Here is a 23,396-nt window from a genome sequence, read left to right as displayed (position 1 = left end):
CTAGCCTTTGGATCGGCTAAAGAATGCCACGAGCCGGGGAATGACCTGGCCCGGCACTTCTTCCATCAGCCAATGGCCGGAATTGGGAATGACCACGCCATCGACATTCGTGTCGACAAGCTTCGCCTGTTCGATCAGGAACGTTCCCGAAGCCTTTTCTCCGGTCAGCACAAGCATCGGCGCCGACAAAGGGGTTTCGGCAAAACGGGCAAAGTCGTCGGCATCCTGCTGGAAAGCGCGGAAATATTCGAATCCCGCGCGCATGTGATTGGGCTGCGCATAAGCTTTGGCGTAAAATACGCGGTCGGCTTCGGGCACCGAATGAGCCGGATCGGCGGCGAAATCGTTCCAGAAATGCTCGAAATAAATGCGTTCGCGGCCCTTCACGAGCGCCAGCGGCGTCTTGCCGTAAAAATGGAAATGCCAAAGATCGCGCATCAGCCATACATTCTTCCAGTCGCCTATGCCCGGCAGGAATGCATCCATGAGCGCAATGCGATCGACTTCGGTGCGATATTGCGCGGCGTAAGCATAGGCAACCATCAACCCGATATCATGTCCGACAATGCCGATATGGTCGTAGCCCAGCTTCTGGACGAGGGCGTGAATATCCTGCGCCATCGCGGCTTTCGTATATCCGTCGGGCGGGGCGGAAGACTGGCCCGCGCCGCGCAAATCCGGGGCAATGACCGTATGGGTCTTGGCAAGTTCCGCCATAAGCGGCAGCCACATATGGCTCGTTTCCGCATAGCCATGCAAAAGCACGACCGGGTCGCCCTTGCCTTCGATCAGGTAATGCAACCGGACGCCGTTGACTTCGACGAAACGGCTTGCGGGATTAGCCGCAACAACCGGGCTAGAGAAGCCTAAGACGGCAAGCGCGACAGCGAAAAACGCCAATGACAGATGTTTCATGGGATGACCTTGCCGGAAATCAGGTGGGGTGACTACTAGAAAAGATCGGGACGGCGAAAGGGTGCATTCAGGCAGCCAGTCCGCCGTCGCTCTGCTACGCGGAGCTATGGCGGACACTCGGTTTTTCTAAGCTCGCTGCGCTCGCTAAGAAAAACCGGTGGTGGGTGCGACAGGGATTGAACCTGTGACCCCTACCGTGTGAAGGTAATGCTCTCCCGCTGAGCTACGCACCCGCTACCGAATGGCTCTTTTACCCGATTACAGGGGCAAGGCTCAAGGTTTTTTGCGTCCCGGCGACGATCTTGTTAAGAATAAGCCATGGAACCCTCTCTCGCCGCCAAACAGCCGCTTGGGCAAATGCCGCATATCCTGGTGGTGGATGACGATATCCGCCTGCGCGAATTGCTGCGCCGCTATCTGGCCGACCATGAATTCGTCGTGACGACCGCCGCCCATGCCGCCGAAGCGCGGTCGATGCTGGAACTGCTGGCTTTCGACCTGATGATCCTCGACGTCATGATGCCGGGCGAAAGCGGCCTCGATCTGGCGAAGCATCTGCGCGGCCGGGAAGACCCGGCCCGCGCCCTACCGATCCTGCTGCTGACGGCGCGCGGCGAGCCGAGCGACCGGATCACCGGCTTCGAGGTCGGCGCCGACGATTATCTCGGCAAGCCCTTCGAGCCCCGCGAACTGCTGCTGCGCATCCATGCGATCCTGCGGCGGGTGCCGAAGCCCGCGGCACGCGAAAATGCTCCGGAAATCCGCCTGGGCAAATGGCGATTCGACAGTTCGCGGGACGAGCTTCGCACCGACAATGAATTCGTGCGCCTCACCGAAATGGAAGCCAGCCTGCTGCGCATCATGGCGGCGGAGCCGGGCATCGCGATCAGCCGCGAACAGCTGGCGGAACGCAGCAAGACCACCGTGAACGACCGCACCATCGACGTGCAGATCACCCGCCTGCGCCGCAAGATCGAAGGCGACGCCAAGGCGCCCCGGTATATCGTCACCGTGCGCGGCGAGGGCTATATGTTGATTCCGGACGGTGGCGCATGATCGGGGCGAAGCTGCTGAAACGGATGATGCCGCGCACGCTGTTCGCGCGCACGCTCGTCATTATCGTGACGCCGGTCATCCTGGCGCAATCCTTGGCATTATTCGTTTTCTTCGACCGGCACTGGTCGACGATGACCCACCGACTCAGCTATGCCCTCGCGGGCGATGTCGGCATAGTGACGGAAATCGTGCAAGCCGATCACAGCCCGGCCCGCGTGAAAAAGCTCGCCGAACGCGTTCAGCGGCACATGGATTTATCCATCGAGTTTCTGCCGGGCAAAAAACTGCCGGAGAAAGGCCCGGAATGGTCGGGGCCGGTGCGGGTTTATCTGGAGCGCGCCCTCGACGACCGCCTGCAATATCCCTACCGGGTAAAAATGAAGGCGGGGCCGGAGCAAATCGGCATCGATGTCGCGCTACCGGACGGCGTGCTGGCGATCCGGTCGCCCGAGAGCCGCATCTATACGCCGACCACGGAAATCTTCATCGGCTGGATGATCGGCTCGTCCATCCTGCTGTCGGTCATCGCGCTCGTATTCATGCGCAACCAGATACGCCCGATCCGGCGGCTGGCTTCGGCTGCCGGAGAATTCGGCAAGGGCCGCGACGTATCGGGATTCAAGCCCGAGGGCGCAATCGAGGTGCGCCAGGCTGCCACAGCGCTGCTGGTCATGCGCGACCGGCTGCGCCGCCAGATCACCCAACGCACGACGATGCTGGCGGGGGTATCGCATGATCTACGCACCCCCCTCACCCGCATGAAACTGCAATTGGCGCTGATGCCGGAAAACGCGGCCAGCATCGAGCTGAAAATGGACATCGCCGAGATGGAGTCGATGGTCGAAGCCTATCTCGCTTTCGCGCGCGGCGAGGAAGGCGAAGCGGTGGAGCATGTGGAGCTTATCCCGCTGCTGCAGGAAGTCGTGGCGGGAGCGCGCAGGCTCAACCCCACGGTGACGCTGCAGGCCGACCGGCCCATCCTGCTCCCCATGCGGCGGCAGGCGATGAAGCGCTGCCTCGCCAATCTGGTCAACAACGCCGCGCGCTATGGCACGCAGGCCGTGGTGACGGCGACGCAGTCGGACAGGATCGTGAATGTCTATGTGGATGACGACGGCCCCGGCATTCCGACCGAGCAGCGGGAAGACGTATTCCGCCCCTTCGTCCGGCTCGACGAAGCCCGCGACACGACATCAGGAAGCGTCGGCCTTGGTCTGACCATCGCCCGCGATATCGCCCGCCTGCATGGCGGCGACGTCATGTTGTCGAAAAGCCCGCTGGGCGGACTCAGGGCGAATTTATGGTTGCCGGTCTAGAAGGATAAAGCCGTTATTCGCCTTTGGCGCGTGCCGACTTGGCAACGGCGGTGCTGCCGCTCTTCATGATGCCGCGCAGCTCTTCCAGGCCTTCACCGACGCGATTGCTGATGACCTCAAGGGCTTCGTAATTGACCTTGGTCATCAATTCGGTGATTTCCTTGGCATTGCCGATCGCCCGGTCAAAAACCGACTTGGTCAGCTCTGCATGCTTGGTGACTTTTTCTTCCGGCGACGATGAAGCCATGACCTGATTCAGCAGCTCGCTGCTTTCCTGCATGGTCTGGCGCAGGATTTCATTCTGCCGGCGCACGACGGTCTGTATGCCTTCGACCGCCGCCTGATTGGCGGAAGCGATAGCCTGGAAATTCTTGCGCTGGGCGCTGAGCATAGCCTCCATATCGAAGCCGGGGATTTTCATATCCTGAAACAGCTTCGGCATATCCGCGAACTTGGACATATCCATATATTTCGAGAAGTCGTTTTGAAGAAACGGGTTCGAAGGAAACGGGTTCGCTGCGGTTTTGGGAGGCATGGTCGTCCTCGCTGATCAGGGGAATAGGTTGATCCTATATGCTCTTTTCGAGCGTAATTGTCACGTTCTTTTTTAGCGGCGAGAACGGATGAGAATAGCGCAACAAATCCAGCAAAAACAATAACTTTGCTATGTGTGCTTCATATTCTGCATGATGTTTTCCGCCTGCCTTAAACGGCGGTCGAGAGATCCCATCGTGCGGGCGAGGTCCGGCGTATCGTCGCGACGCCATGCCATGAAGGCGGCGAGATAGACGATTCCCATGCCCGCGAGTTTGAATTCTCCGGCAGCCGATGAGACATCGATCCTGGCGGCATGCATCATATTTTTGAGGGCGGGACGCAACGCGCGCAGGATGGCGCAGGACAGCCGGGGCTGCCGCATCGCCGCCGAGAACAACGCCGAAATCCCGGCGCGATAGCGCTGCAGCATATCGAAGCGCAGCATGGTCACATCGAACAAGGCTTCGCGCGGCGCATTGCCGTTATCGTGCCTGTAGTCTTTGAGAGTTTCATCTGTGATGAAATCCGCGATACCCGCCATGGTCTTTGCAGGTTCGGCCAGGAATTCGGCGGCGGCTTTTACCGGCGCTTTGGCCGCCTTCGCCAATTTCTCCGGGGTTACGGAATCCCAGCCGCCTTTGCCCGCCAGCGTCAGCGCGGCGGCGGCAAGAAAGTGGACGGGATTGGGTTTTCTTTTCATGATGATTGACCGATCTCCGCGGCGCAGGCGGCGGCGCGCTGCATGGCTTCGAGAATCATCGGTGTCATGCCGTCCGCGGCAAGCAGGCGCGTGAACGCCGCTTCGGTCGTACCGCCGGGCAGCTGCATGGCGCGCCAAAGCTCATCCGCCGCCTGGTCGCCTTGTACCATATAAGCGGCTGCTCCATAAACCGTCTGCCGCGCCAGCCGCCCCGCGACCGGCTGCGGCAGCCCAAGCTTGATCCCGGCCTCCTCCATCGCCGCCGCGAGCAGAAAGGCATAGGCCGGGCCGCTGCCGGAAAGAGCCGTCACGGCATCCATCTGTCTCTCGTCGTCGAGCCATGCGACCTCTCCCGTCGCATGAAGTAAATTCTCGGCCAAATCCTTCGTGGCTTGATCGCACCGATCATTCGCGACCGCCGCCGTCACGCCAAGCCCGATTTGCGCAGGCAGATTCGGCATGGTGCGGATGATCGCCGCGTCGCCAAGATACTGAGCCAGCTTTTTAAGCGTCCAGCCCGCCGCAACGGAAATATTAGGGCAGGTTCGCGCCAGATCACGATAAGCGGGCAGGATCGCGGCAAGCTGCTGCGGTCTTACGGCATAGATGATGGCGGCTGCTTCGGCGGCATTAGGCGGTTCCGCCACCCACGTCACGCGAGCATGACTTGCCAAATCATCCGGCAAGGGAGAAGGCTTGACGACGGTGAAATGATAATCTTCGTTATGATCGAGCCATCGGCGCAGCATCGCCTGGCCGAGATGGCCGCATCCGACGAGGATGATCGGCTTCAAGCCTGCCCGACGGTGTCGATCATCGCCGAGGCAATGGCTTCGGCGGGCTGCTTGCCTCCCCAGATCACGAACTGGAACGCGGGGTAGAAGCGTTCGCTTTCGGTCAGCGCGATCTCGACGAGGTCTTCCAGCGTCTCCACCGTATCGCCGCGCGCGCCGCGCATCAGCAAAGTATGGCGGAACATCGGCGTGGCGTCGTCGGGGCAAATCTCGAAATGGCCGAGCCACATCTTGCCGTTCATGGCGGCGAGCAAATCATGCACGCTGCTCTTGCGCGCGGCGGGAACCTTCAGATCGAACTGGCACGAGAACTGCAGCGCGGAGATTTGCCGCTGCCACACGAAAAACAGCCGGTAATGGCACCAGCGGCCCGAAAGCTCGACGATCAATTCATCATTGGCGTTGCGCTCGAACAGCCATTCATTGGCGACGACGATCTCTTCGATGATGTCGAGCGGATTGTGCGCGACACCGCTATGAGCCACCGAAACATTATATGACATGATTCCCCCGACGAGAGCGCGATGACAATCACTTATCAACGGATGAATCCGGCGGCAAGCCCTTGTGAATCATTGGATTCACGCGGAATCCCCTGCGTGCTCTTTGAGTCACAGTAGCAGCGGCGCGGAATATGCCCGCCAAACGATTCAAGTGATTCAAACTTTGAGTCTTTTCAGAATCCTAGGGCGCTACCGCCGGGCTTTATTCCGCTTGCGCGACGACTTGCCGGGAGAATTTTTTCCGGTTTTTAATTTTCTGTTAATCGGAGCCTTGACTGTTGCCGGGCCGCCCTTGTTCTCGCTTTTGCCTTCCAACGCCGCGACTCTCGCCTTCAATGATTCTTGCTCCGACCGCGCGGCTTTCAGCATGTCGTGCAGCGCGTCGAAATCCTCGCGTCCGGCGAGCTGCAGCCGCTGCAAAAGCAGCCCCAGCTTTTGTTTGGCCTTCCCTCTCGCCTGGCCGCGCGCCGAAACCGCCGTACCGAGCAAGGCAGCCAGCACATGCCCCATATCCTCCAGAAATTGCGTCGAAGCCTTGGGCATAGGGTCCTCTCATTCTTCATGTGGCATAATTGTCGGAAGGTTCTATAACATTCACGGATAAATATACATGGTGTTTTTGAGATGGCCCTTCCCTTTCCTTCCATCGACCCGGTAGCATTTCATATCGGCCCCGTGGCCGTCCGCTGGTACGCGCTGGCCTATCTCGGCGCTTTCCTGTTCGGATGGCGCTATTGCATGAGTCTGGTGCGCAACCGGCTGACGGTGCCTTTGCCGAAAAACTACGACGATTACGTCACCTGGTCGGTGGCTGGCGTCGTGCTGGGCGGACGGCTCGGTTATGTGCTGGTCTATAACCTCGATCATTATATCAAAGACCCGATGGATATCCTCGCCACCTGGCATGGCGGCATGTCGTTTCATGGCGGCCTGGCGGGCGTCTTGCTATCGGCGTGGCTCTATGCGCGCAAGCACAAGATCGGATTCTGGCGTTTCATGGACCCGCTGGCCGCCGCGACGCCGATCGGATTGTTCCTCGGACGCCTCGCCAATTTCGTCAATGGCGAACTGTTCGGACGCGCGACCGACATTCCCTGGGGCATGGTCTTTCCGCATGGCGGCGATCAGCCACGCCATCCCAGCCAGCTTTATCAGGCCGGCATGGAAGGACTGCTGCTATTCCTGGTGCTTTTCATCATCACCAAGAAAACCAGATGGCAGGAGCATCCCGGCCTTTTGAGCGGCGTCTTTCTAATCGGCTACGGCATCGCGAGAATCGTCGGCGAGTTTTTCCGCCAGCCCGACGCTCAAATCGGCTTCCTGTGGGGCGGAATCACCATGGGGCAGTTGCTATCGCTGCCCATGGTCGCGTTCGGCCTGTGGCTAATCCGGCGCGCGATGCGCCCCACGGCGCAATGAAGAGCATGGAAAGCGCTGCGCTGCGCGATATCATTTTGCGCGTGGCGGAGAAGAATCCGCTGACGATCGCGCAATATATGGAACTGGCGCTGCAGCATCCGGAATACGGCTATTACCGCCACAGCGATCCGCTGGGTGCGGACGGCGATTTTGTCACCGCGCCGGAAATCAGCCAGATGTTCGGCGAGACGATAGCCCTGTGGTGCCTGAAGACCTGGCGGCAAATGGGCGAGCCGCCGGAATTTATTTTGTGCGAATTAGGGCCGGGACGCGGCACGATGATGGCGGATATCATGCGCCTGAGCGTCCAAGCCGAAGGATTCCGGAAAGCATGCCGCGTTATCCTCGTTGAGAGCAACGCAAGCTTGCGGGAACGGCAGGATAAGGCGCTCGTGGAGCATCATCCGCGATGGGTCGATCATTTAAGCGCTTTGCCGGAACTTCCGGCCATTATTCTCGCCAATGAATTTTTCGACGCGCTGCCGGTGCGGCAGTTCATCCATCATGAGACGGGCTGGAGCGAAATCCGCGTCGGCGTTCAGGACGGCGCGCTGGCTTGGGTCATGGGCAGGCCCGCCCCCAGCGCGGCGATGCTATTGAGCGAGACACAGCGAAAGCTGCCAGTGGGAGCCATCGCCGAAATCTCGCCTCAGGCGCAGGATGTCATGCGCCAAGCCGCCGCGCATATTGCCGAACATAGCGGCGCCGTTTTGGCGATCGATTACGGCTATGAAACGCCGGGCGGAAATCCAACATTCCAGGCACTGGAAAAACACCGCGCTGCCGATCCTCTGGGCGATCCGGGCCATGCAGACCTGACCGCCCATGTCGATTTCAGCGCGCTGGCCGCTATCGCGGCGCAAGCGGGATTGCGCCCATGGCCGCTGCTGGAACAAGGGGAATTTCTGCGCCGCCTGGGCCTCGCGCAGCGCCGCGAACAATTGGGGGAGCAGGCGACGCCGGAACAAAAGCAGGATATCGCCGCCGCTTATCATCGCTTGACGGCCCCCGAGGCAATGGGCACCCTCTTTAAAGTATTTTGCGCGGTTTCGGACGCAAAGATAACGCCGGCGGGATGGGAATGATGTTCACGACATCACGGGAACTTGCCGCTTTGGAACATGTTCGCCACGGATTCTTCACCCGCCACGGCGGCGTGAGCGAAGGCGAATATGGCTCGCTCAACACCGCATGGAGCAATGGCGATAGCCGCGAGAATATCGTGGAAAATCGGCGCAGGGTTGCTTCCGCCATCGGCGCCGAAGCCGAAAGTCTGCTGACCTGCCATCAAATCCATTCGCCCGATGCGGTCACGGTGACGGAAATCTGGAATCCGGCCGAGAACCCTAAAGCCGACGCGATGGTGACGAACCGTCCCGGCATCGCGCTGGGAGTTCTGTCCGCCGACTGCGTTCCGCTGCTGCTTGCGGATCCCGCCGCCGGAATCATCGGCGCGGCTCACGCAGGCTGGCGCGGCGCGCTCTCCGGCGTGATCGAAAACACGATTGCGGCGATGAGCGCCCTGGGCGCGAAGCCGGAGAATATCGTCGCCGCCATCGGCCCCTGCATCTGGCAGAATTCCTATGAAGTCGGGCCGGAATTTCCCGCGCCTTTCTTGGTTCAGCACTCCGACTATGCGCGCTATTTCAGGCCGTCCACGCGTGCAGGCCATTATATGTTCGACCTGCCCGGCCTGACGGAAGAGAAGCTGCGCCTGCTCGGCATCCGGCAGATAACGCCGTCGCCCGCCGATACGCTGTCCAGTCCCGATCTTTATTTCAGTTACCGGCGCAACACGTTGCAGAATAAGGCCAAGAACGGCAGCCTGATCGCGGCGATCATGCTGACATGACGCCCGCGCAAACAGATATAGAATCCATTCGCCCGGTCGATTTAACGAGCATCGATCAAACGGCCTTTGTCCGCTGTTTCGCCGATTGCGTCGTGCTGACCAAGGATGGAAAAATTCTGTTGCAGCAGCGCCCGCCTGATTGGGGCAGAAGCGCGGGCTGTCTGACCATGTTCGGCGGGCATATAGAACCTGGCGAAAGCCCGATGCAGGCCATAGTGCGCGAAACGAAGGAAGAGCTTGGCGCGGACGTGCTGCCGTCCGACGTCGTCAGCCTCGGCGCGGTCACCGAAGACTTCACCGATCATACCGAACTGGTTTACGGCTATTTCTGGCATGACAAGCGCGGCACGATCACCGGCTGCTATGAATGCGAGGCCGTATATTACGACCGCATCGAGGGCGCGCTCGCCCATCCCAAGATCATGGATTACGTGCGCTGGTTCCTGCGGGAATGCGCAAACCGGGGATTGCTTAAGACCACAGCCCCACGATCTCCTTGACGTCGCGCATATGCTTGTCGGCCAGTTCATTGGCGCGTTCCGCGCCGCGCCGCAGAATTTTATCGATGGCGGCGTGATCGGCCTGTAGTTCGCGCATCCGCGCCGTGATCGGGGATAGCTTGGCCACCGCGAGATCGGTGAGAGGCTTCTTGAATTCCGAAAACTGCTTGCCGGAGAATTCAGCCAGGATATCCGTCCGTTTCTTGTCCGCCAGCGCGGCGTAGATCGTGATGAGATTATCCGCTTCCGGGCGTTTTTCGAGCGCGGCGAGATTGTCCGGCAGCGGCTCGGTATCGGTTTTCGCTTTCCTGATTTTCAGCGCGATCATATCCGCGTCGTCGGTGAGATTGATGCGCGAATAATCGGATTCGTCCGATTTGCTCATTTTCTTGGTGCCGTCGCGCAGCGACATGACCCGCGTGGCCTCGCCCAGAATCTGCGGTTCCGGCAGCGGGAAATAATCCGTGTTGAACTGGCGGTTGAACGCTCCCGCGACATCGCGCGCAAGTTCCAGATGCTGCTTTTGATCCTCGCCGACCGGCACATGCGTCGCCTTATAGATCAGAATATCGGCGGCCATCAGCACGGGATAGGCATAGAGACCGAGCAATTCGAGATCGCGGCTTTTCGCCGATTTATCCTTGAACTGCGTCATGCGATTGAGCCAGCCGAGCGGCGTCAGCGTCGCGAAAATCCAGTTCAGTTCGGCATGGGCGGGCACGGCGCTCTGCGCGAACAGGACGCTCTTGTCCGGATCGACTCCCGCAGCGATGTAAGCCGCCGCCGTATCGCGAATCGCGGCGCGCAAGGCGGCAGGCTCCTGCGGCAGCGTGATCGCGTGCAGATCGACGACGCAATAGAAGCATTCGGCTCCGTCCTGCATCTTCACCCAATTGCGCAGCGCCCCGAGATAATTGCCGAGATGAAGATTGCCGGTGGGCTGCATGCCCGAAAGAATGCGCTTCATGTGATGATCCTGCTGCCTATTCCTCGGGAGAGATTTCCGCCGCGGCCGGATCCGTCTCCGGCGAGCGTTTGAGCATTCCGGGCAGTTCCTGCCAGCGCCAGGCTCCCGTGACCTGTACCAACGCGGCATAAACGAGAAGCGCCACGGCCAACAATATGCTCAGGCCCGTTAACTCCATCAGCATGCTGCCGGTGACGAAAAATCCCGCAAGCTCTTTGTTGAGCAAACCGATTAAACCAGCCATAAGCGCGCTGCACAAGAGCAAACGCGGAATCCGCCGCCGCGCCGTATCGTCGAACAGCACCCTGCCCTGCCGCCGAAGGAACCAGAGCAGGAGGATGGCATTGATCCATGTCGCCACGCCGCTCGCCAGCGCGATGCCGACATGCTGGAGCGGCCCGATCATCAGCAGTGATCCGGCCATATTGGCCGCCAGCGCGACAAGAGCGACCTTGACCGGCGTGCGCGTGTCGTAGCGGGCGAAGAAACCGGCGGCGAACACTTTGACCAGAAGAAAGGCGGGAACGCCCACCGCATAGGCGGCAAGCGCCGCCGCCGTGCCCTCAGTCTCACTGGGGCCGAACTGGCCATGCTCGAACAAGGTTTTGATGATGGGCGATGCCGCCATGATCAGCCCTGCCGTGGCGGGCAGTCCGATAGCCAGCACGACCTCGACCGCGCGGCTGAAATAATGGCGGATTTTGTCTTCGTCGCCGGTCTGCACCAGCCGGGACATAATCGGCAGCAGCGTGGTCGAAATCGCGATGCCGATGACGCCGAGCGGCAGCTGATACAGGCGATCCGCGTAAAACAGATAAGACACCGCGCCGGTCGGCAATGTGGAGGCAAGAATGGTCGACATCAAAAGATTGATCTGCGCCGCGCCCGCGCCTATGGCGCCCGGGCCGATCTGCTTGAACAGATGCTTCACGCGCGGAGTCATTCTCGGCCGCCGCAGCGGAATCGGCACGCCATGCTTGCGGCAGCTTAAGACCAGCCAGCCGCATTGGACGACGCCCGCCAGCGTCACCGCCCAGGCCAGCGTGTAGCCGATATCGAATCCGCCCCAATAGGCCGCCAGCAGCATGACGACCATCACGCAGTTATACAGGATCGGCGCGGCGGCGGCGGGCACGAATTTATGCCTCGCGTTCAATATGCTGCCCTGCAAAGCGGCAATCGATATCAGCAGCAGATAGGGAAAAGCGATCTGGCTGAAGCCGACCGCAAGATGATATTTCTCCGGCTCGTCGGAGAAACCTGGCGCCAAGGCGTGCATGAGCCAGGGCATGGCGAGAATGACGAGCGCGCTGAACGGAACGAGAATGGCGATCATGACCGCAAGCGCCTCGCCCGCGAATTCCTGCGCGTCTTTATCGCCATGGCGATGCCTCTCGTCGCTGTAAAGCGGCACGAAGGAAGAATTGAACGCGCCCTCGGCGAACAGGCTGCGAAACAGGTTGGGAAAACGCTGCGCGACGAAGAACGCGTCGGCGACCGGCCCCGCGCCGACGACGAACGCCATGATCGTGTCGCGCGCGAAACCGGCGAGACGGCTGACGATCGTAAGGCCGCTAACGGCGAACAGGGCGCGCGCGAAAGACATATTCACCTCGCCTGATAAAGCAGGCAGCCTAACAGGCTAAGACATAAAGCGGGAGCAAAAGGGGATTGCTCGCCGCCGATCATGCGTTTCCAGAACAGGCCGCTTACCGCCCCCATCAGGCCCGCCGCGACCATGAACCACGGCATGACGGCCGGCTGCAGCCATAATCCCGCCGCCGCGAAAAATTTGACGTCGCCGAGGCCGAGCATCTCCTTGCGCCGCAGCGCGCTGTACCCATAGGCCAGGAACAGGCCGAACAACAGCATCATGCCGCTGAGCATCAGCCCGACCGTCAGCTCGCCGCCGCCGGAAAGCAGCCAGCCCAATCCCAGCACCGCGAGCAGCGCATTGAAAACATCCGGGATGATGCCGAACAGAAGATCGACAACGGCAATGGCAGGCAAGAGGCCGCATGCAAGGCACATCCATAGGGTGCTCCCATGCATTCCCCCTATCCAAGCCGCCGTCACCGCGGCGACAGCGCCCAGAATCTCCGCCGCCGGAACGGCCCATTGCTTTTGCTGCTGTCCGCAAGGGCAAGGCAGGCGAAAAGCATCCGGGCGCAGCAGCCAGCCGAAAACCGGCAGTATTTCATGACTCCGGGCCGGACGCTGGCAATAGAGGCATTCGGGCCAGAACTTCTCGCCCGGCATGCGGTCGGCAAGGCGCAAACCCAAATGGGTCGCCGCGCCCGCAGCCACAAGCCCCAATATCCCGCCCGCAAGAACTGACCAGAATTCGCTCACATAGCCCCGCTAAAAATTTCGCGGATCATCCATAAAACATATCCAGGTGTTTGTCCGCGAAACATTGGTTAAGACGCCATAAAAAGATGTGCAAAAAATATGTTGGCATTTTGCCTGCTTCCGCCTAATACTAGCCACCACAGTCGGAATGAGCAGAGGTGGCACAAATGTAACGCCTCTGGCTTTGGGAAAGATTTAATAATACGCCGGGAATTGACAAGATAAGGGCGTCTCCCACATGCTGGCTTTTTGATTAACAACATTAGAGATATGGGTAAGATATGAGACAGGGTCCGAATGGCCGTCGCGGCCGCGGTCGTCCTCATCCCGGTGGCAGCGGGAGCAGCGGCAATAACGGCAATGGTAGCGGCAACAGCAATGGACATGGCAACGGCGGTCCTCCCGCGCGCCGTTCGGCGGCATCGCTCCGCAATCAGAACTTCGACAGCAATGGCCCGGAAGTCCGCGTACGCGGCAATGCCTGGCAAGTGCATGAGAAATACCAGTCGCTGGCGCGCGATGCGTCGTCGTCGGGCGACCGGGTCGCCGCCGAGAATTACCTTCAGCATGCGGAACATTATTATCGAATCATCGAAGCCATCAACGAAGCCACCGCCGCCGAGCAACAGGTGCGGGGCTATAGCCAGCAGCCTGACACGCGCAATTTCCATCCGCCGTCGGGCGCCGGTCCCGCTCCTGCAACAGGCGAAGGTCAAGTGGAATTCCACGGCAACACGCCTTTTGTAAGCCCGGGCAACGCCCAGCCGACTCCCGCGCAGACGCAGACCGTCAACCCATTCTTCACGCCGGAATCATCGGACGAAGATGAACAAGACGCTCCCGTCGTCATGGTCGCCAATAGATAAAGCGGCAGGGGCGGCGTCTACAACAAAAGCCGCCCGGCTATAGCTTCAGACCGAATGCCGGTCTATAAGACGGCCATGCAGATTCCATTCAACATCTTCGACACGCTTCCGCGCGATTGCTGGGTCGATATCGACGCTTCGCAATTAGCCGATAATATCCGAATCCTGCAGGCTCATGCGGGATGCCCGGCCTTGGCCGTCATCAAAGCGAACGGATATGGCCATGGATATCAAAATGCCGCCCGCGCCTTCCTGGTGGGAGGCGCGAGCTATCTTGGCGTTGCCAGCCTTTCGGAGGGAATGCTTCTCCGGCAAATGGGAATCACCGCCCCTGTCCTGATTATTTGCGGCATGCTGCCCGCGGAAATGGCGACGGCCGCGCAAGCCGGTTTGGAATTTTTTGTTTGGCGCAGCGATCATGTCACGGCCTTGCGCGAAATGCCGAAAGGCCGGAAACCGATACGAGTGCATCTCGAAATCGATACCGGCATGGGGCGCGGCGGCTGCTGGCCGGAAGAAGCGGTTCAAATCGCACAGGAGTTGCGACAGATCGAGGGCATCGAGCTGGCGGGCTTATGTACGCATTTCGCTTCCGCCGATATTCTCGATATCGACGATACGCCGCGCCAGATCGACCGGTTCAATCAGGCGATTGCGGCATTGGCGGCAGTGGGCATCCGGCCTGAAATCATCCATGCCGCGAACTCGCCCGGATCGCTTTATTTTCCCCAGGCGCGTTACGACATGGTCAGGCTGGGCGTCGTCGCCTACGGCGTTCCTCCCGACGAAGGCCTGGCGATCCCCGACGGCGTCAAGACGGCCCTGACCTGGCGCGCGCGAATTACGTCGACAAAAATTCTTCCGGCGGATCACGGCGTCGGCTACGGCAGCGAATACACAATGCCGTCATCGAGCCGCATCGGCGTTCTGCCGGTCGGTTATGCCGACGGATTCCGCCGCGTTCCGAAAAACATCAACACAGTTCTGATCGAAGGACAGGAAAGAAAAGTTCTCGGCCGCGTCTGCATGGATCAATGCATGATCGATCTAAGCGGTCTCGGCGATATAACCGGCGCCGAAGCCATCCTCATTGGGCGGCAGGGCGATCGGCAAATTTCAGTCGAAGATGTCGCGCGCCGGTGGAACACCAATCCCTATGACGTCTATACCGGCATCGCCACGCGCGTACCCAGGCATGCGGCGGGAGCATAGGCAGCCTTCGCCCAGCCCCATCCGCCTACACATTCATTCGCGTGATTTCCTGATAGGCGCTGATCATGCGGTCGCGCAGCGTGACCATCATCTGCACCGTCGTTTCCGCGCCGGAAATCGCCGTGGCGATTTCGACGGGATTGGCCTTGCCTAGCGCGCCGAGTCTGCTGACCTGCTCGGCGGATTTCAACTGCTCGACCGAATCGCCGATCACCTGCTGCAGCATGTCGCCGAAACTGTTGCCGCTTTTAGCCCCGACGGCTCCGATGGAGGCCACTTCCTTGGGTATCTCGGTGGCCTTGCGATAGGCCGAAACCGCATCGATGATATTCGCAACCATTCAAGCCGAGCCTCCCAACTCTATTTAAGCAGATCAAGCGTCCGCGCCATCATGGTGCGCGACGCCTCGATGACGGTCAGATTGGCTTCGTAATTGCGCTGCGCCGCCCGCATGTCCATGGTTTCGACCAGTACCGCCACATTCGGCGTCTGCACGTAACCGGACTTGTCCGCCGCCGGATTGGTCGGCTCGTAACGCTTGCCGAACGGACTCTTGTCCTTCGTCACGCCGGCAACGGCGACCTTGTGGGCGCCTTCCACCCTGTCGAACACATTACGGAAAGTCACGATCTGCCGCTGATAAGGCTTCTCGGTCGGCGACGAAGGCGTCGTATTCGCATTGGCCAAATTCTGGGCGATCACGCGCATCCGCGCGGTCTGCGCCGTGAGGCCGGACGCCGAGATATCCATCACCGTGTTAAATTCGTTAGCCACTTACGCCTCTTCTCTCTTTACTTACTGCCTGCCTACGGCGGTTCGCATCATGGTCTGCCACCGTTTCAGGACGTTGATCATTTCCTGAAAATCCGCTCCCGTCGACGACACTTTCATCATTTCTTCTTCGATATTGACCGCATTGCCCGAAGGAAGGGTCTCGAAACTTTTGGCGGTGACGACGTTGATGCCCGGCTTCATCTTGTGCGCCGTCGCGATATGATTGGCTTGCGTGATCGTCGGCGTGACCATGGTCTGCTGCAGGGTCGACTTAAAATCGAACGGCGCAAGGTCTTTTGGCTTGTAGCGCGGCGTATCGACATTGGCGACATTCTGCGCCAGCACGCGCTGCCGTTCGGAGAGCCAGCTCATTTTATCGGTAATAAGCTTGACGAGTTCGGTTTTGCCCGTATCCATGCCGACTCCGGATGCTGGCAACCGCCATGGCCGCCATTCCTGGATTCTCCGCCCGGCAGCTTTAAAAAAAAGTGAAGATGGGCGTGATTTTAGACGAATCTCGCCCTATTGCTGGAATCTGCCGCCGTAAAGACCTATACTGGCCGAGGCAGTTTACGAACTGCTTATCTTTTCCAATAAAAACAGGCTTGTACCTCACCATTCTGCGTTACGGTAGCAATTCCCTTCATGCGCATTCCCCACCCGTTCTGGCTCTGGCTTTGGCTGCTTGGCTTCGTCCTCGCGGCCCTGATCGGGGTATTGCTTTATGCCGAAAACAAGACTTCCGTGCTGCAAGCGCGGTTTCTGTCGCGCTACGCGGCGACGATGAATTACGCCCTTGAGCCGGGCGAAAATACCGATCTCGCCTACCCGGAAACCGGCCCTTACAATCAAAGGTTGGGCTATACCCACCTGCCTTTCTTCATCAAATCGCTGAAAAGCGACGGTTTCGACGTCGAATGGCAGATGCGTCCGTCGAAGAATTTCAACGATTTCGTCAAGCATGGCGGCTTTCCGATCTATCGTTCCAAGACCAGCGCCGGGCTGACGATCTTCGACCGCCAGGGCCAAGTCATGCATCGCGCGACTTTTCCGGCGCGAACTTTCGCCTCGTTCGACGATATTCCCCCCGTGCTGACGAACGCGCTGCTGTTCATCGAAAATCGCGAGTTGCTGTCCTCGCCCTACGCGACGCATAATCCCGCCGTGGCCTGGGGACGGTTCGCCGCGGCCGCGTTCGGCCAGGTGGCCGCGATGTTCGTGGGCGATCTCAATCTCGGCGGCGGCAGCACGCTGGCGACGCAGATCGAAAAATTCCGCCATTCGCCCAACGGGCAAACGACGGGCATCATGGATAAGCTGCGGCAAATGATCTCGGCCAGCGTACGCGCCTATCTCGACGGCCCGGACACGCGAAAAACCAGCCGCAGGATCGTGCTCGATTATCTCAACGCCACGCCGCTCGCGGCGCGTCCGGGATGGGGAGAAATCAATGGCGTGGGCGACGGGCTGTGGGCGTGGTTCGGCATCGACATCAACATCGCGGCGCGGGCGCTGCAGAACGACGATAGCGACGCCTACTTGCCGCGCAAGGCCGAGATATTCAAACATTGCCTGGCGCTGATTCTGGCCGAACGGCGGCCTTCCTATTACCTGCTCGGCAATCATGCCGCGCTCGAGCAATTGACGTCGGTGACGCTCGACCGGCTGCTGGACCATGGCGTGATTTCGAAAAGCTTGCGCGACGCCGCGCGCAAGACTCCGCTGCATTTCCTGACCGTCCCCCCGGCGCAGGAGCAGAATTCATTCATCGCCCAGAAAGCGTCGAACGCCATCAGGCGCTATCTGCTGAACAGCTTCGGCATGGCCAATCTATATGAGTTGGATAGATTCGACCTCTCCGTAGGCAGCACGCTCGACATGCCGGTTCAGGAGAAAGTCACCGAATTCCTGCAAAAACTGCATGATCCCGCCTTCGTCGAATCGATCGGCCTGACGGGCTTCCGCCTGCTCGACGAAGAGGGCGACCCGACCAAGATCAACTGGAGCATCCTGATGTTCGAGCGCACCGCGGCGGGCAACATGCTGCGGATACAGGCGGACAATCTCGACAAGCCGCTCGACCTCAATGACGGCGCCAAGCTCGATCTCGGCTCGACCGCGAAATTCCGCACGCTGGTCACCTACCTTGAAATCATCGCCGATCTTCGCGCGCGATACAGCGCTCTCGATTCCGACGAACTGAAAGCCATGGCGGAAGACGCGCCGGACAACCTGACCCGCTGGGTCACGACATGGCTCGCGGCGCATGAGGATCGCAACCTGCCCGCCATTCTTGCCGATGCCATGCAGCGCCAGTATTCGGCGAACGCGGATGAGGGTTTCTTCACCGGCGGCGGGCTGCATTACTTCCATAATTTCGAGCCGAAGGATAACGGGCGCACCGTCACCGTCGCCGAGGCCGTGCGCAAATCCATCAACCTGCCCTTCATCCGCCTGATGAGGGATGTCGCGAATTACATCATGACCCAGGGGCCGAATCCGAAACAGGATATCCTGGGCGATCCCGATCATCCCGCCCGCCGCGCCTTCCTCGAACGCTTTGCCGACAATGAAGGCGCCGTCTACCTGAACCGTTTCTATACGGCCTATAAGGATTTATCGCCGGACGAGGCGCTGGCGAAGCTGACGAAAAACGGCCAAAGACGCCCGGCGCCGATGGCAGTTATTTTCCGTTCGGTGCGGCCCGCCGCCAATGCCGGAGATTTCGTTGCTTTCGTGCGCAAACTGCGCGCCGATTATCCGTCGACCGACCAGCAATTGCAGAAGATTTTCGCGAGCTATCCCAAAGAACGCTACAATCTGGCCGACCGGGCTTATATCGCGGGAACCCATCCGCTCGAATTGTGGCTCGCCTCGTATCTGGCGCAATATCCGGGCGCGGCGCGCAAGGATGCGCTGATCGCCAGCCAGGCGGAACGGCAAGCCACCTATAACTGGCTGTTCAAAACCTCGACCCCGGCGCAAGACACGCGCATCCGCATCATGCTGGAGCAGGACGCCTTCGTGACCATCCAGCAGGATTGGGCGAAATTCGGCTATCCGTTCGATCATCTGGTGCCGAGTCTGGCGACCGCCATCGGGAGTTCCGCCGACCGGCCCGGCGCGCTGGCCGAGCTTATCGGCATCATCCTGAATGACGGGATACGCATGCCGATGGTCCGCGCCAACTACGTCAATTTCGCGTTGAACACGCCGTTCCAGACCATGATGAAGCGGCAGGACACGCCCGGCCAGCGGGTGCTGGTGCCGGAAATCGCGCGCGAAGTCCGCAAGGCGCTTCTCGACGTGGTGGAGAACGGCACCGCAAGGCGGGTGAGTGGCGCGTTCGCGAATGCCAAGGGCGAAAAAATAGCGATAGGCGGCAAGACCGGAACCGGCGACCAGCGTTTCGATGAATTCGGCGCGAGCGGAAAACTTATTTCATCGCGCGTCGTGAATCGCACCGCGACATTCGTGTTCTTCATCGGCGACCGGCATTTCGGCTCGATCACCGCCTATGTCGCGGGCGAAGAAGCCGCCAACTACAAATTCACCAGCGCCCTGCCCGCGCAAATGCTCAAGATGCTCGCGCCGACGCTGATGCCGCTGATCGAGGGCAGCCGTTAGACGCAGGTCTGCGGCCAGGAATAGCAAACCCCAGGCACCATCTTCAAAGAGCGCATCGCACGCGGAACATTTTCAGCCGTGACTTGCAAAACATTCAGTCTTGATTCGACAATTTGAGGAATATCCCCCTCTTGGGGAAGCGTCACCGACATGATCCCCACGGACGTATCGCGGAAAAGCGCTTGAATTCCTTCAACGGTCGCATCGGGCTTATATTCCCTCACCCCCATAAGGCCCCTCAAAACAGGTCCGGCGGATTTATTAAGAACGACAAGAATATTATGTTCGGTCATGGCGCTTTCCTCAGTCTTTGCGTTTAGGCAACGGCATATTGCTGCTGCGCTCCAGTCAGGCGCACCAGGTTTCCCACCCTCGGCACCCGATAATTCGGCCTGGTCTCAGCGGGCGCCAAACGCATCGTCGCGATGATGGGAACATCGCCTCCGCTCGGCAGCGTGGAACTCGAACGCAAGGCGACCAGATCGGTTCCCAAGGGAGCGGCGAATAGTGTTTCCGTGGCAGAAGCCTTGAATTCGCTGCCGATGTCGCATGTATTTCCGCTATTTTGCGTAACTTCCAGCTTGGCGTCGCTGAATTGAACCGTCAGGCCGCCGCCGAGCCGCGATCCATTCACCTGACCGGCAAGCTTCTGGATGAGTCTGCGGTCTGAATCCGACACATAAAGCTTCACATTGCGGAAATTGTCGACCTCGTAAACATGCGTGACGTCGGGAACAGAGGGAACGGCTTTGTCGATATCCTTGACTTCGACCAGTTCTCCGCTCTTGAGAAGATCTTCGCGCAATTTTTCGTTGGGAAAAGCAAGAAGATATTGCGGCAGGATTTCCAGAGAGCGGAATTGCGATTTCTTCTTATTGGTCGTCGTGAGCCGGAAAAGGGATTGGATTTTCGGCTTGACGTAAGACAGTTCATAACCGTTATTCGTTCCGCCGATGAAAGCCTTATTGCCAAGATCGGCGAAATAGAAATCATTGCGGGCATTGTCTTTCGTGCCGTTGGGATTGTCCGGCGGCGCGTAATTGACGGCGACGAACAAATATTCTGGCCTCTCCCTGTTAGTCAGCAATTCGGCGGCCGCGGTGCCGATTTTCACGTCATTCTTCGCCCCCCTGACTTCGATATCGCCGTGAAGGCCGAGACGGGCGGCATGATTGACATAGGCATGCCGCACCTTGCCCTTCGCGCGGGAGTCCGTCGTATCGGTAATTTGGGTGATGCCGAGGCCCGGATAGGGCTTTCCGTAAAGTTCCTGCGTCATGATAATCCTCTCAATCTTGAATGTCGGTTAAGCTAAGCTGCGTTCAAAGCGGTGAATTTATTGCTGGGCATTCGGCGGGCTACAGGCAGGGACACGCGATTGCGCTGCGCCAGCGCATCCACGGCAGCCGCACGCCATGAACGATAGAGTTTGTCTTCGTTGACAGCGTAAGGACGAACCGCAATGAGTCGTTCCAATGGATTGGTCAAATCGACTCTGCCAACCTTGCGTTCTTTTTCGTAGGACAAAAGAACCAGGAATGTGCGGCATGCCTGCTCGTTCATTACGGGCGTGCGGTGCGTGGTGGTTTCGTCGAATTCGGCGATTTTACCGTCCGGCAAGGAAACTTCTTTCCCGGCAATCTTGAACTGCGTGCTGGCAATATCAGACGCCGCCAGGATGCGGCATGAGCCTTGAGCGATATGATCATGCCAGCCGGGGATATGTTTTTGATGCGGTTCGCCCTTTTTGGCGGTATGGCGGGATGCGCGCAGTATAAAAGACCTATTCTTTGCATCCGGCCAAGAATAAGCATGATCGATCATGCGCTGAATAGTGGGCAATAAGGGGGTATATTCCCCATGGCGGCCCTGCGGAAGCAGACAGCGATCCTGTCCAGGTGATTTCAGAAGGAAGCCGCCATCCGTTATGTCGGAACCGATGGAAAAAGCCTGCAGATTAGGGATATCACCGACAAGGCGCGGCACGCTGATATCTTGCTTCTTGGCCGCCGCTATAGAAATGCGCCCCACACGATTAGGAAGCAGAATAAATCCGGCATCATGTAAATCGATATCTGTTGATTCTTCTACCCTGTTCACCGTCAAACCCCATACCGCAAATGCGGAAACGCTGCGCCATAAGCCGAACATTCGGCTTACAGGTGACGGTTAAATGACGGAGGGAGATTTAAGGTCACCCCACGCGCTGCGAACCGTCGAATTGGGCCCACAGCGCCAGGGTTGTCTGTGACGGTCTGACGAATGAAATCAGGCCGCCCCTTGGCTGTGGCGCTTTAGCTTTGGTAACGCGGTGCAAGCTGCCCCTCAAATCCCGCGTCCGGCAAAGAGTACCGGATGAGCAATCAGGATATAAAAATCCCGCCGCTCCTGTCAACCCGTTTTTGGCAAGTTATTATTTTCATCTGGCGCTAGCTCCCCAATAAAGCATAGACCTGCCGCAGCCAAAGGGCGGTTTCGGGACGAAGCAGGGAAATGCCGAACGGGGCCAGGAAGGCCGCCAATGCGGCAATGATCGCCATATGACCGCCATGATGCGCATTAGGAACGATATCCGGGAATTTCCGGCGCAGGATGATCATGGCGGCTTTTTCCGTGGCGATATACGCCAGCGCCGCGCCTATCAGCGGCAGCGCCAGTTCCGCCGTCAATGCCAGGGACGATGGAGACAAACTGCCGTGAACCGGGGTGAGATAAAGCGCCGCCCCAAGCCCCGCCGCAATTGCCACCGCGCTGCCCGCGGCGGCATAACGCGCCAGCATCGTCGCCCGGCGCAGCGCCAGCCGTATCTTCCGGATGATCGTATCCGCGGCATTCTTGCTCAACCCGTAGGGATATTGGCGGCGCAGATTCTTTCCGCTGCCCTGTCCCGAAAGAACCAGACGGCAGGCATCGTTCAAAGCGCGGAACTTGAGGGCCTGATCGAGATCGGCCTGCCCTTTGGCGGCATCCTTGAGAAGCTTGATGCCTTCCGCCAGCGATTTATCCAGGAACGGCGGCACTTCCAGCATCGCGCGCTTCTTGCCGAAAATCACAATCTGCTTTTTTTCTTTTCCGAAATTCACCACCATATCGGAGCAAGCCATCGTCGCGATGTAATGTAGCATCACCATGCCGAGAGTATGCCCGTCTTCCGGCCTGCCGTAATCGATGTCGGCATGGCCGTTAATGATGAATTTGATGCCGTATTTGTCCAGCGCGCGCCGCAAGGCGGCGGGCAAATCCGCATTCCCGGCGACGGAGAAGGCCAAATCCGCGCCGAACTTCATGCCGGCGGATTCGACCATTTTTCCCGTGGCCTCGCATGGCGGACAAGGCACGCTGCCGCTGCCCCGGCAATTGGCGCAGCCGGTGGTGCCCCGGCCCTGGCAGGTGCGGCAGACGGCATAGCCGGTGCCGTTGCAGGTATAGCAAACCTGTTCCTGATCGCTGGGGTTCCGCCCCTGGCCGAAACAGGTGTAGCAGACCTCATGCCCCCGCTGGCCACAAATCTGGCATGGGACGACGCCATGCCCGACGCAGTAATCGCATAGCACGGCGGTTTGGCCATGGCATTGGGGACAGCGCTCAACGACATAAGCGACCATGTCCCCCATTTTGCCGTGGCTGATGTGGGTCTGATCCAATCCCCACCCCTTGCCGGGCTTGGCATCGATGTCGGTTTTAATATCGCTGAACCATTCCCGGCTTTTGCTGTATTTTTCCTGCTCATGCGATACATAGGCTATAAGCTCCGCCATGGTGGCGAATTCCTTGGCGTCCTTGGAAATCGTGAACTGCCTGAAGGACTGGCGGTGCTGGTGCACTTCCACGGTAGGGGTCAGCCGCATGAGGCCGTTAATGCCGAGGTCTTTTTCATCGGCCCGGCCTATCGTGATTTCGGACGGCTCGATGCCGTTGCCCTTCGCCAATTGGCGCAGGCGTTTCAAGGCATAAGCGGTCAATGGTTTTTCTTCGGGTTCAGACATCGTCACAAGATATAGCATCA

Annotated in this window: 25 protein-coding genes and 1 tRNA gene; 9 read left to right on the top strand and 17 right to left on the bottom strand. The window is 59.2% G+C overall.

Annotated elements, in window-relative coordinates:
* Together WDO70_11580 and WDO70_11575 are read right to left on the bottom strand one after the other, a co-directional pair.
* A complete protein-coding gene (locus WDO70_11580; protein ID MEJ0063802.1) occupies positions 1 to 915 on the bottom strand; it encodes an alpha/beta hydrolase in 915 nt (304 codons plus the stop codon).
* A 158-nt stretch (positions 916 to 1,073) separates the two neighbouring features.
* Positions 1,074 to 1,148, bottom strand: a tRNA-Val gene (locus WDO70_11575).
* 85 nt (positions 1,149 to 1,233) lie between these two features.
* Between WDO70_11575 and WDO70_11570 the strand changes: the two genes are divergently transcribed.
* Together WDO70_11570 and WDO70_11565 are read left to right on the top strand one after the other, a co-directional pair.
* Positions 1,234 to 1,971 (top strand): response regulator, encoded by a 738-nt coding sequence (locus WDO70_11570; GenBank protein ID MEJ0063801.1) that lies wholly within the window; start codon positions 1,234 to 1,236, stop codon positions 1,969 to 1,971.
* A complete protein-coding gene (locus WDO70_11565; protein MEJ0063800.1) occupies positions 1,968 to 3,287 on the top strand; it encodes an ATP-binding protein in 1,320 nt (439 codons plus the stop codon). Before WDO70_11570 ends, WDO70_11565 begins: the two co-directional genes overlap by 4 nt.
* A 13-nt stretch (positions 3,288 to 3,300) precedes the next feature.
* On the opposite strand, the gene phaP is transcribed toward WDO70_11565, so the two are convergent.
* From phaP to WDO70_11540, 5 genes are all read right to left on the bottom strand, one after another.
* A complete protein-coding gene (gene phaP / locus WDO70_11560; GenBank protein MEJ0063799.1) occupies positions 3,301 to 3,747 on the bottom strand; it encodes a TIGR01841 family phasin in 447 nt (148 codons plus the stop codon).
* 204 nt (positions 3,748 to 3,951) lie between these two features.
* On the bottom strand, positions 3,952 to 4,524 hold the full coding sequence (locus WDO70_11555) for a hypothetical protein (protein ID MEJ0063798.1): 573 nt from the start codon (positions 4,522 to 4,524) through the stop codon (positions 3,952 to 3,954).
* Positions 4,521 to 5,318, bottom strand: a complete 798-nt coding sequence (gene proC, locus WDO70_11550; GenBank protein MEJ0063797.1) for a pyrroline-5-carboxylate reductase — start codon at positions 5,316 to 5,318, stop codon at positions 4,521 to 4,523. The genes WDO70_11555 and proC overlap by 4 nt, the downstream gene beginning before the upstream one ends.
* Positions 5,315 to 5,821, bottom strand: coding sequence for a YbjN domain-containing protein (locus WDO70_11545; protein ID MEJ0063796.1), 507 nt, complete (start codon positions 5,819 to 5,821; stop codon positions 5,315 to 5,317). Before WDO70_11545 ends, proC begins: the two co-directional genes overlap by 4 nt.
* A 189-nt stretch (positions 5,822 to 6,010) precedes the next feature.
* Entirely contained in the window at positions 6,011 to 6,364 is a 354-nt protein-coding gene (locus WDO70_11540) for an accessory factor UbiK family protein (GenBank protein MEJ0063795.1), read from the bottom strand.
* 81 nt (positions 6,365 to 6,445) lie between these two features.
* Between WDO70_11540 and lgt the strand changes: the two genes are divergently transcribed.
* From lgt to WDO70_11520, 4 genes are read left to right on the top strand one after another with little or no spacing between them, the layout of a single operon-like run.
* The gene (gene lgt, locus WDO70_11535; GenBank protein MEJ0063794.1) at positions 6,446 to 7,240 is read left to right on the top strand and encodes a prolipoprotein diacylglyceryl transferase; all 795 of its coding nucleotides are present in this window, start codon (positions 6,446 to 6,448) and stop codon (positions 7,238 to 7,240) included.
* Between the two features lie 5 nt (positions 7,241 to 7,245).
* Entirely contained in the window at positions 7,246 to 8,325 is a 1,080-nt protein-coding gene (locus tag WDO70_11530; protein ID MEJ0063793.1) for an SAM-dependent methyltransferase, read from the top strand.
* Positions 8,322 to 9,092 (top strand): peptidoglycan editing factor PgeF, encoded by a 771-nt coding sequence (gene pgeF / locus WDO70_11525; protein MEJ0063792.1) that lies wholly within the window; start codon positions 8,322 to 8,324, stop codon positions 9,090 to 9,092. Before WDO70_11530 ends, pgeF begins: the two co-directional genes overlap by 4 nt.
* Positions 9,089 to 9,592 carry an NUDIX hydrolase gene (locus tag WDO70_11520; GenBank protein MEJ0063791.1) on the top strand — a complete coding sequence of 168 codons (504 nt, stop codon included), beginning with the start codon at positions 9,089 to 9,091 and terminating at the stop codon, positions 9,590 to 9,592. The genes pgeF and WDO70_11520 overlap by 4 nt, the downstream gene beginning before the upstream one ends.
* Here the strand turns inward: WDO70_11520 and trpS are convergent.
* The 3 genes from trpS to WDO70_11505 are packed head-to-tail and all read right to left on the bottom strand — an operon-like array spanning position 9,564 to position 12,911.
* Positions 9,564 to 10,559: a tryptophan--tRNA ligase gene (trpS, locus tag WDO70_11515; protein MEJ0063790.1), complete on the bottom strand. Its 996-nt coding sequence runs from the start codon at positions 10,557 to 10,559 to the stop codon at positions 9,564 to 9,566. The two genes, WDO70_11520 and trpS, sit on opposite strands and share 29 nt — an antisense overlap.
* Positions 10,560 to 10,575: 16 nt before the next feature.
* A complete protein-coding gene (murJ, locus tag WDO70_11510; GenBank protein ID MEJ0063789.1) occupies positions 10,576 to 12,165 on the bottom strand; it encodes a murein biosynthesis integral membrane protein MurJ in 1,590 nt (529 codons plus the stop codon).
* A 2-nt stretch (positions 12,166 to 12,167) separates the two neighbouring features.
* A complete protein-coding gene (locus tag WDO70_11505) occupies positions 12,168 to 12,911 on the bottom strand; it encodes an A24 family peptidase (protein ID MEJ0063788.1) in 744 nt (247 codons plus the stop codon).
* A 281-nt stretch (positions 12,912 to 13,192) separates the two neighbouring features.
* Between WDO70_11505 and WDO70_11500 the strand changes: the two genes are divergently transcribed.
* Together WDO70_11500 and alr are read left to right on the top strand one after the other, a co-directional pair.
* On the top strand, positions 13,193 to 13,777 hold the full coding sequence (locus tag WDO70_11500) for a DUF4167 domain-containing protein (GenBank protein MEJ0063787.1): 585 nt from the start codon (positions 13,193 to 13,195) through the stop codon (positions 13,775 to 13,777).
* Positions 13,778 to 13,852: 75 nt separating this feature from the next.
* Positions 13,853 to 14,989 (top strand): alanine racemase, encoded by a 1,137-nt coding sequence (gene alr / locus WDO70_11495; protein ID MEJ0063786.1) that lies wholly within the window; start codon positions 13,853 to 13,855, stop codon positions 14,987 to 14,989.
* A gap of 25 nt (positions 14,990 to 15,014) precedes the next feature.
* On the opposite strand, the gene WDO70_11490 is transcribed toward alr, so the two are convergent.
* The 3 genes from WDO70_11490 to flgB are packed head-to-tail and all read right to left on the bottom strand — an operon-like array spanning position 15,015 to position 16,180.
* Positions 15,015 to 15,329, bottom strand: coding sequence for a flagellar hook-basal body complex protein FliE (locus WDO70_11490; protein ID MEJ0063785.1), 315 nt, complete (start codon positions 15,327 to 15,329; stop codon positions 15,015 to 15,017).
* A 20-nt stretch (positions 15,330 to 15,349) separates the two neighbouring features.
* The gene (gene flgC, locus WDO70_11485; GenBank protein MEJ0063784.1) at positions 15,350 to 15,739 is read right to left on the bottom strand and encodes a flagellar basal body rod protein FlgC; all 390 of its coding nucleotides are present in this window, start codon (positions 15,737 to 15,739) and stop codon (positions 15,350 to 15,352) included.
* Between the two features lie 45 nt (positions 15,740 to 15,784).
* Positions 15,785 to 16,180 carry a flagellar basal body rod protein FlgB gene (gene flgB, locus WDO70_11480; GenBank protein MEJ0063783.1) on the bottom strand — a complete coding sequence of 132 codons (396 nt, stop codon included), beginning with the start codon at positions 16,178 to 16,180 and terminating at the stop codon, positions 15,785 to 15,787.
* A 228-nt stretch (positions 16,181 to 16,408) separates the two neighbouring features.
* Here flgB and WDO70_11475 point away from each other — a divergent pair, with 228 nt between their 5' ends.
* Positions 16,409 to 19,390: a transglycosylase domain-containing protein gene (locus WDO70_11475; protein ID MEJ0063782.1), complete on the top strand. Its 2,982-nt coding sequence runs from the start codon at positions 16,409 to 16,411 to the stop codon at positions 19,388 to 19,390.
* Here the strand turns inward: WDO70_11475 and WDO70_11470 are convergent.
* From WDO70_11470 to WDO70_11455, 4 genes are all read right to left on the bottom strand, one after another.
* A complete protein-coding gene (locus WDO70_11470) occupies positions 19,387 to 19,683 on the bottom strand; it encodes a hypothetical protein (protein ID MEJ0063781.1) in 297 nt (98 codons plus the stop codon). The two genes, WDO70_11475 and WDO70_11470, sit on opposite strands and share 4 nt — an antisense overlap.
* A 23-nt stretch (positions 19,684 to 19,706) precedes the next feature.
* Entirely contained in the window at positions 19,707 to 20,669 is a 963-nt protein-coding gene (locus WDO70_11465; GenBank protein MEJ0063780.1) for a hypothetical protein, read from the bottom strand.
* Positions 20,670 to 20,701: 32 nt separating this feature from the next.
* Positions 20,702 to 21,541 carry a hypothetical protein gene (locus WDO70_11460; protein ID MEJ0063779.1) on the bottom strand — a complete coding sequence of 280 codons (840 nt, stop codon included), beginning with the start codon at positions 21,539 to 21,541 and terminating at the stop codon, positions 20,702 to 20,704.
* A 278-nt stretch (positions 21,542 to 21,819) separates the two neighbouring features.
* A complete protein-coding gene (locus WDO70_11455; protein MEJ0063778.1) occupies positions 21,820 to 23,382 on the bottom strand; it encodes a hypothetical protein in 1,563 nt (520 codons plus the stop codon).
* Positions 23,383 to 23,396: the final 14 nt, after the last annotated feature.

The organism is Alphaproteobacteria bacterium (assembly GCA_037200005.1).
Classification (GTDB): domain Bacteria; phylum Pseudomonadota; class Alphaproteobacteria; order UBA9219; family RFNS01; genus JBBCGY01.
Note: the sequence above shows the minus strand (reverse complement) of the source record. Positions and strands in the feature narration are given on the sequence as shown.

Coding starts and splice junctions, on each gene's coding strand:
- WDO70_11530 (MEJ0063793.1), top strand. CDS start 7,246: ATGGAAAGCGCTGCGCTGCGCGATATCATTTTGCGCGTGGCGGAGAAG.
- WDO70_11500 (MEJ0063787.1), top strand. CDS start 13,193: ATGAGACAGGGTCCGAATGGCCGTCGCGGCCGCGGTCGTCCTCATCCC.
- murJ (MEJ0063789.1), bottom strand. CDS start 12,165: ATGTCTTTCGCGCGCGCCCTGTTCGCCGTTAGCGGCCTTACGATCGTC.
- phaP (MEJ0063799.1), bottom strand. CDS start 3,747: ATGTCCAAGTTCGCGGATATGCCGAAGCTGTTTCAGGATATGAAAATC.
- trpS (MEJ0063790.1), bottom strand. CDS start 10,559: ATGAAGCGCATTCTTTCGGGCATGCAGCCCACCGGCAATCTTCATCTC.
- WDO70_11475 (MEJ0063782.1), top strand. CDS start 16,409: ATGCGCATTCCCCACCCGTTCTGGCTCTGGCTTTGGCTGCTTGGCTTC.
- alr (MEJ0063786.1), top strand. CDS start 13,853: ATGCAGATTCCATTCAACATCTTCGACACGCTTCCGCGCGATTGCTGG.
- WDO70_11555 (MEJ0063798.1), bottom strand. CDS start 4,524: ATGAAAAGAAAACCCAATCCCGTCCACTTTCTTGCCGCCGCCGCGCTG.
- lgt (MEJ0063794.1), top strand. CDS start 6,446: ATGGCCCTTCCCTTTCCTTCCATCGACCCGGTAGCATTTCATATCGGC.
- flgC (MEJ0063784.1), bottom strand. CDS start 15,739: ATGGATATCTCGGCGTCCGGCCTCACGGCGCAGACCGCGCGGATGCGC.
- WDO70_11545 (MEJ0063796.1), bottom strand. CDS start 5,821: ATGTCATATAATGTTTCGGTGGCTCATAGCGGTGTCGCGCACAATCCG.
- WDO70_11465 (MEJ0063780.1), bottom strand. CDS start 20,669: ATGACGCAGGAACTTTACGGAAAGCCCTATCCGGGCCTCGGCATCACC.
- WDO70_11490 (MEJ0063785.1), bottom strand. CDS start 15,329: ATGGTTGCGAATATCATCGATGCGGTTTCGGCCTATCGCAAGGCCACC.
- WDO70_11565 (MEJ0063800.1), top strand. CDS start 1,968: ATGATCGGGGCGAAGCTGCTGAAACGGATGATGCCGCGCACGCTGTTC.
- WDO70_11540 (MEJ0063795.1), bottom strand. CDS start 6,364: ATGCCCAAGGCTTCGACGCAATTTCTGGAGGATATGGGGCATGTGCTG.
- flgB (MEJ0063783.1), bottom strand. CDS start 16,180: ATGGATACGGGCAAAACCGAACTCGTCAAGCTTATTACCGATAAAATG.
- WDO70_11460 (MEJ0063779.1), bottom strand. CDS start 21,541: ATGTTCGGCTTATGGCGCAGCGTTTCCGCATTTGCGGTATGGGGTTTG.
- WDO70_11570 (MEJ0063801.1), top strand. CDS start 1,234: ATGGAACCCTCTCTCGCCGCCAAACAGCCGCTTGGGCAAATGCCGCAT.
- WDO70_11470 (MEJ0063781.1), bottom strand. CDS start 19,683: ATGACCGAACATAATATTCTTGTCGTTCTTAATAAATCCGCCGGACCT.
- pgeF (MEJ0063792.1), top strand. CDS start 8,322: ATGATGTTCACGACATCACGGGAACTTGCCGCTTTGGAACATGTTCGC.
- WDO70_11580 (MEJ0063802.1), bottom strand. CDS start 915: ATGAAACATCTGTCATTGGCGTTTTTCGCTGTCGCGCTTGCCGTCTTA.
- WDO70_11520 (MEJ0063791.1), top strand. CDS start 9,089: ATGACGCCCGCGCAAACAGATATAGAATCCATTCGCCCGGTCGATTTA.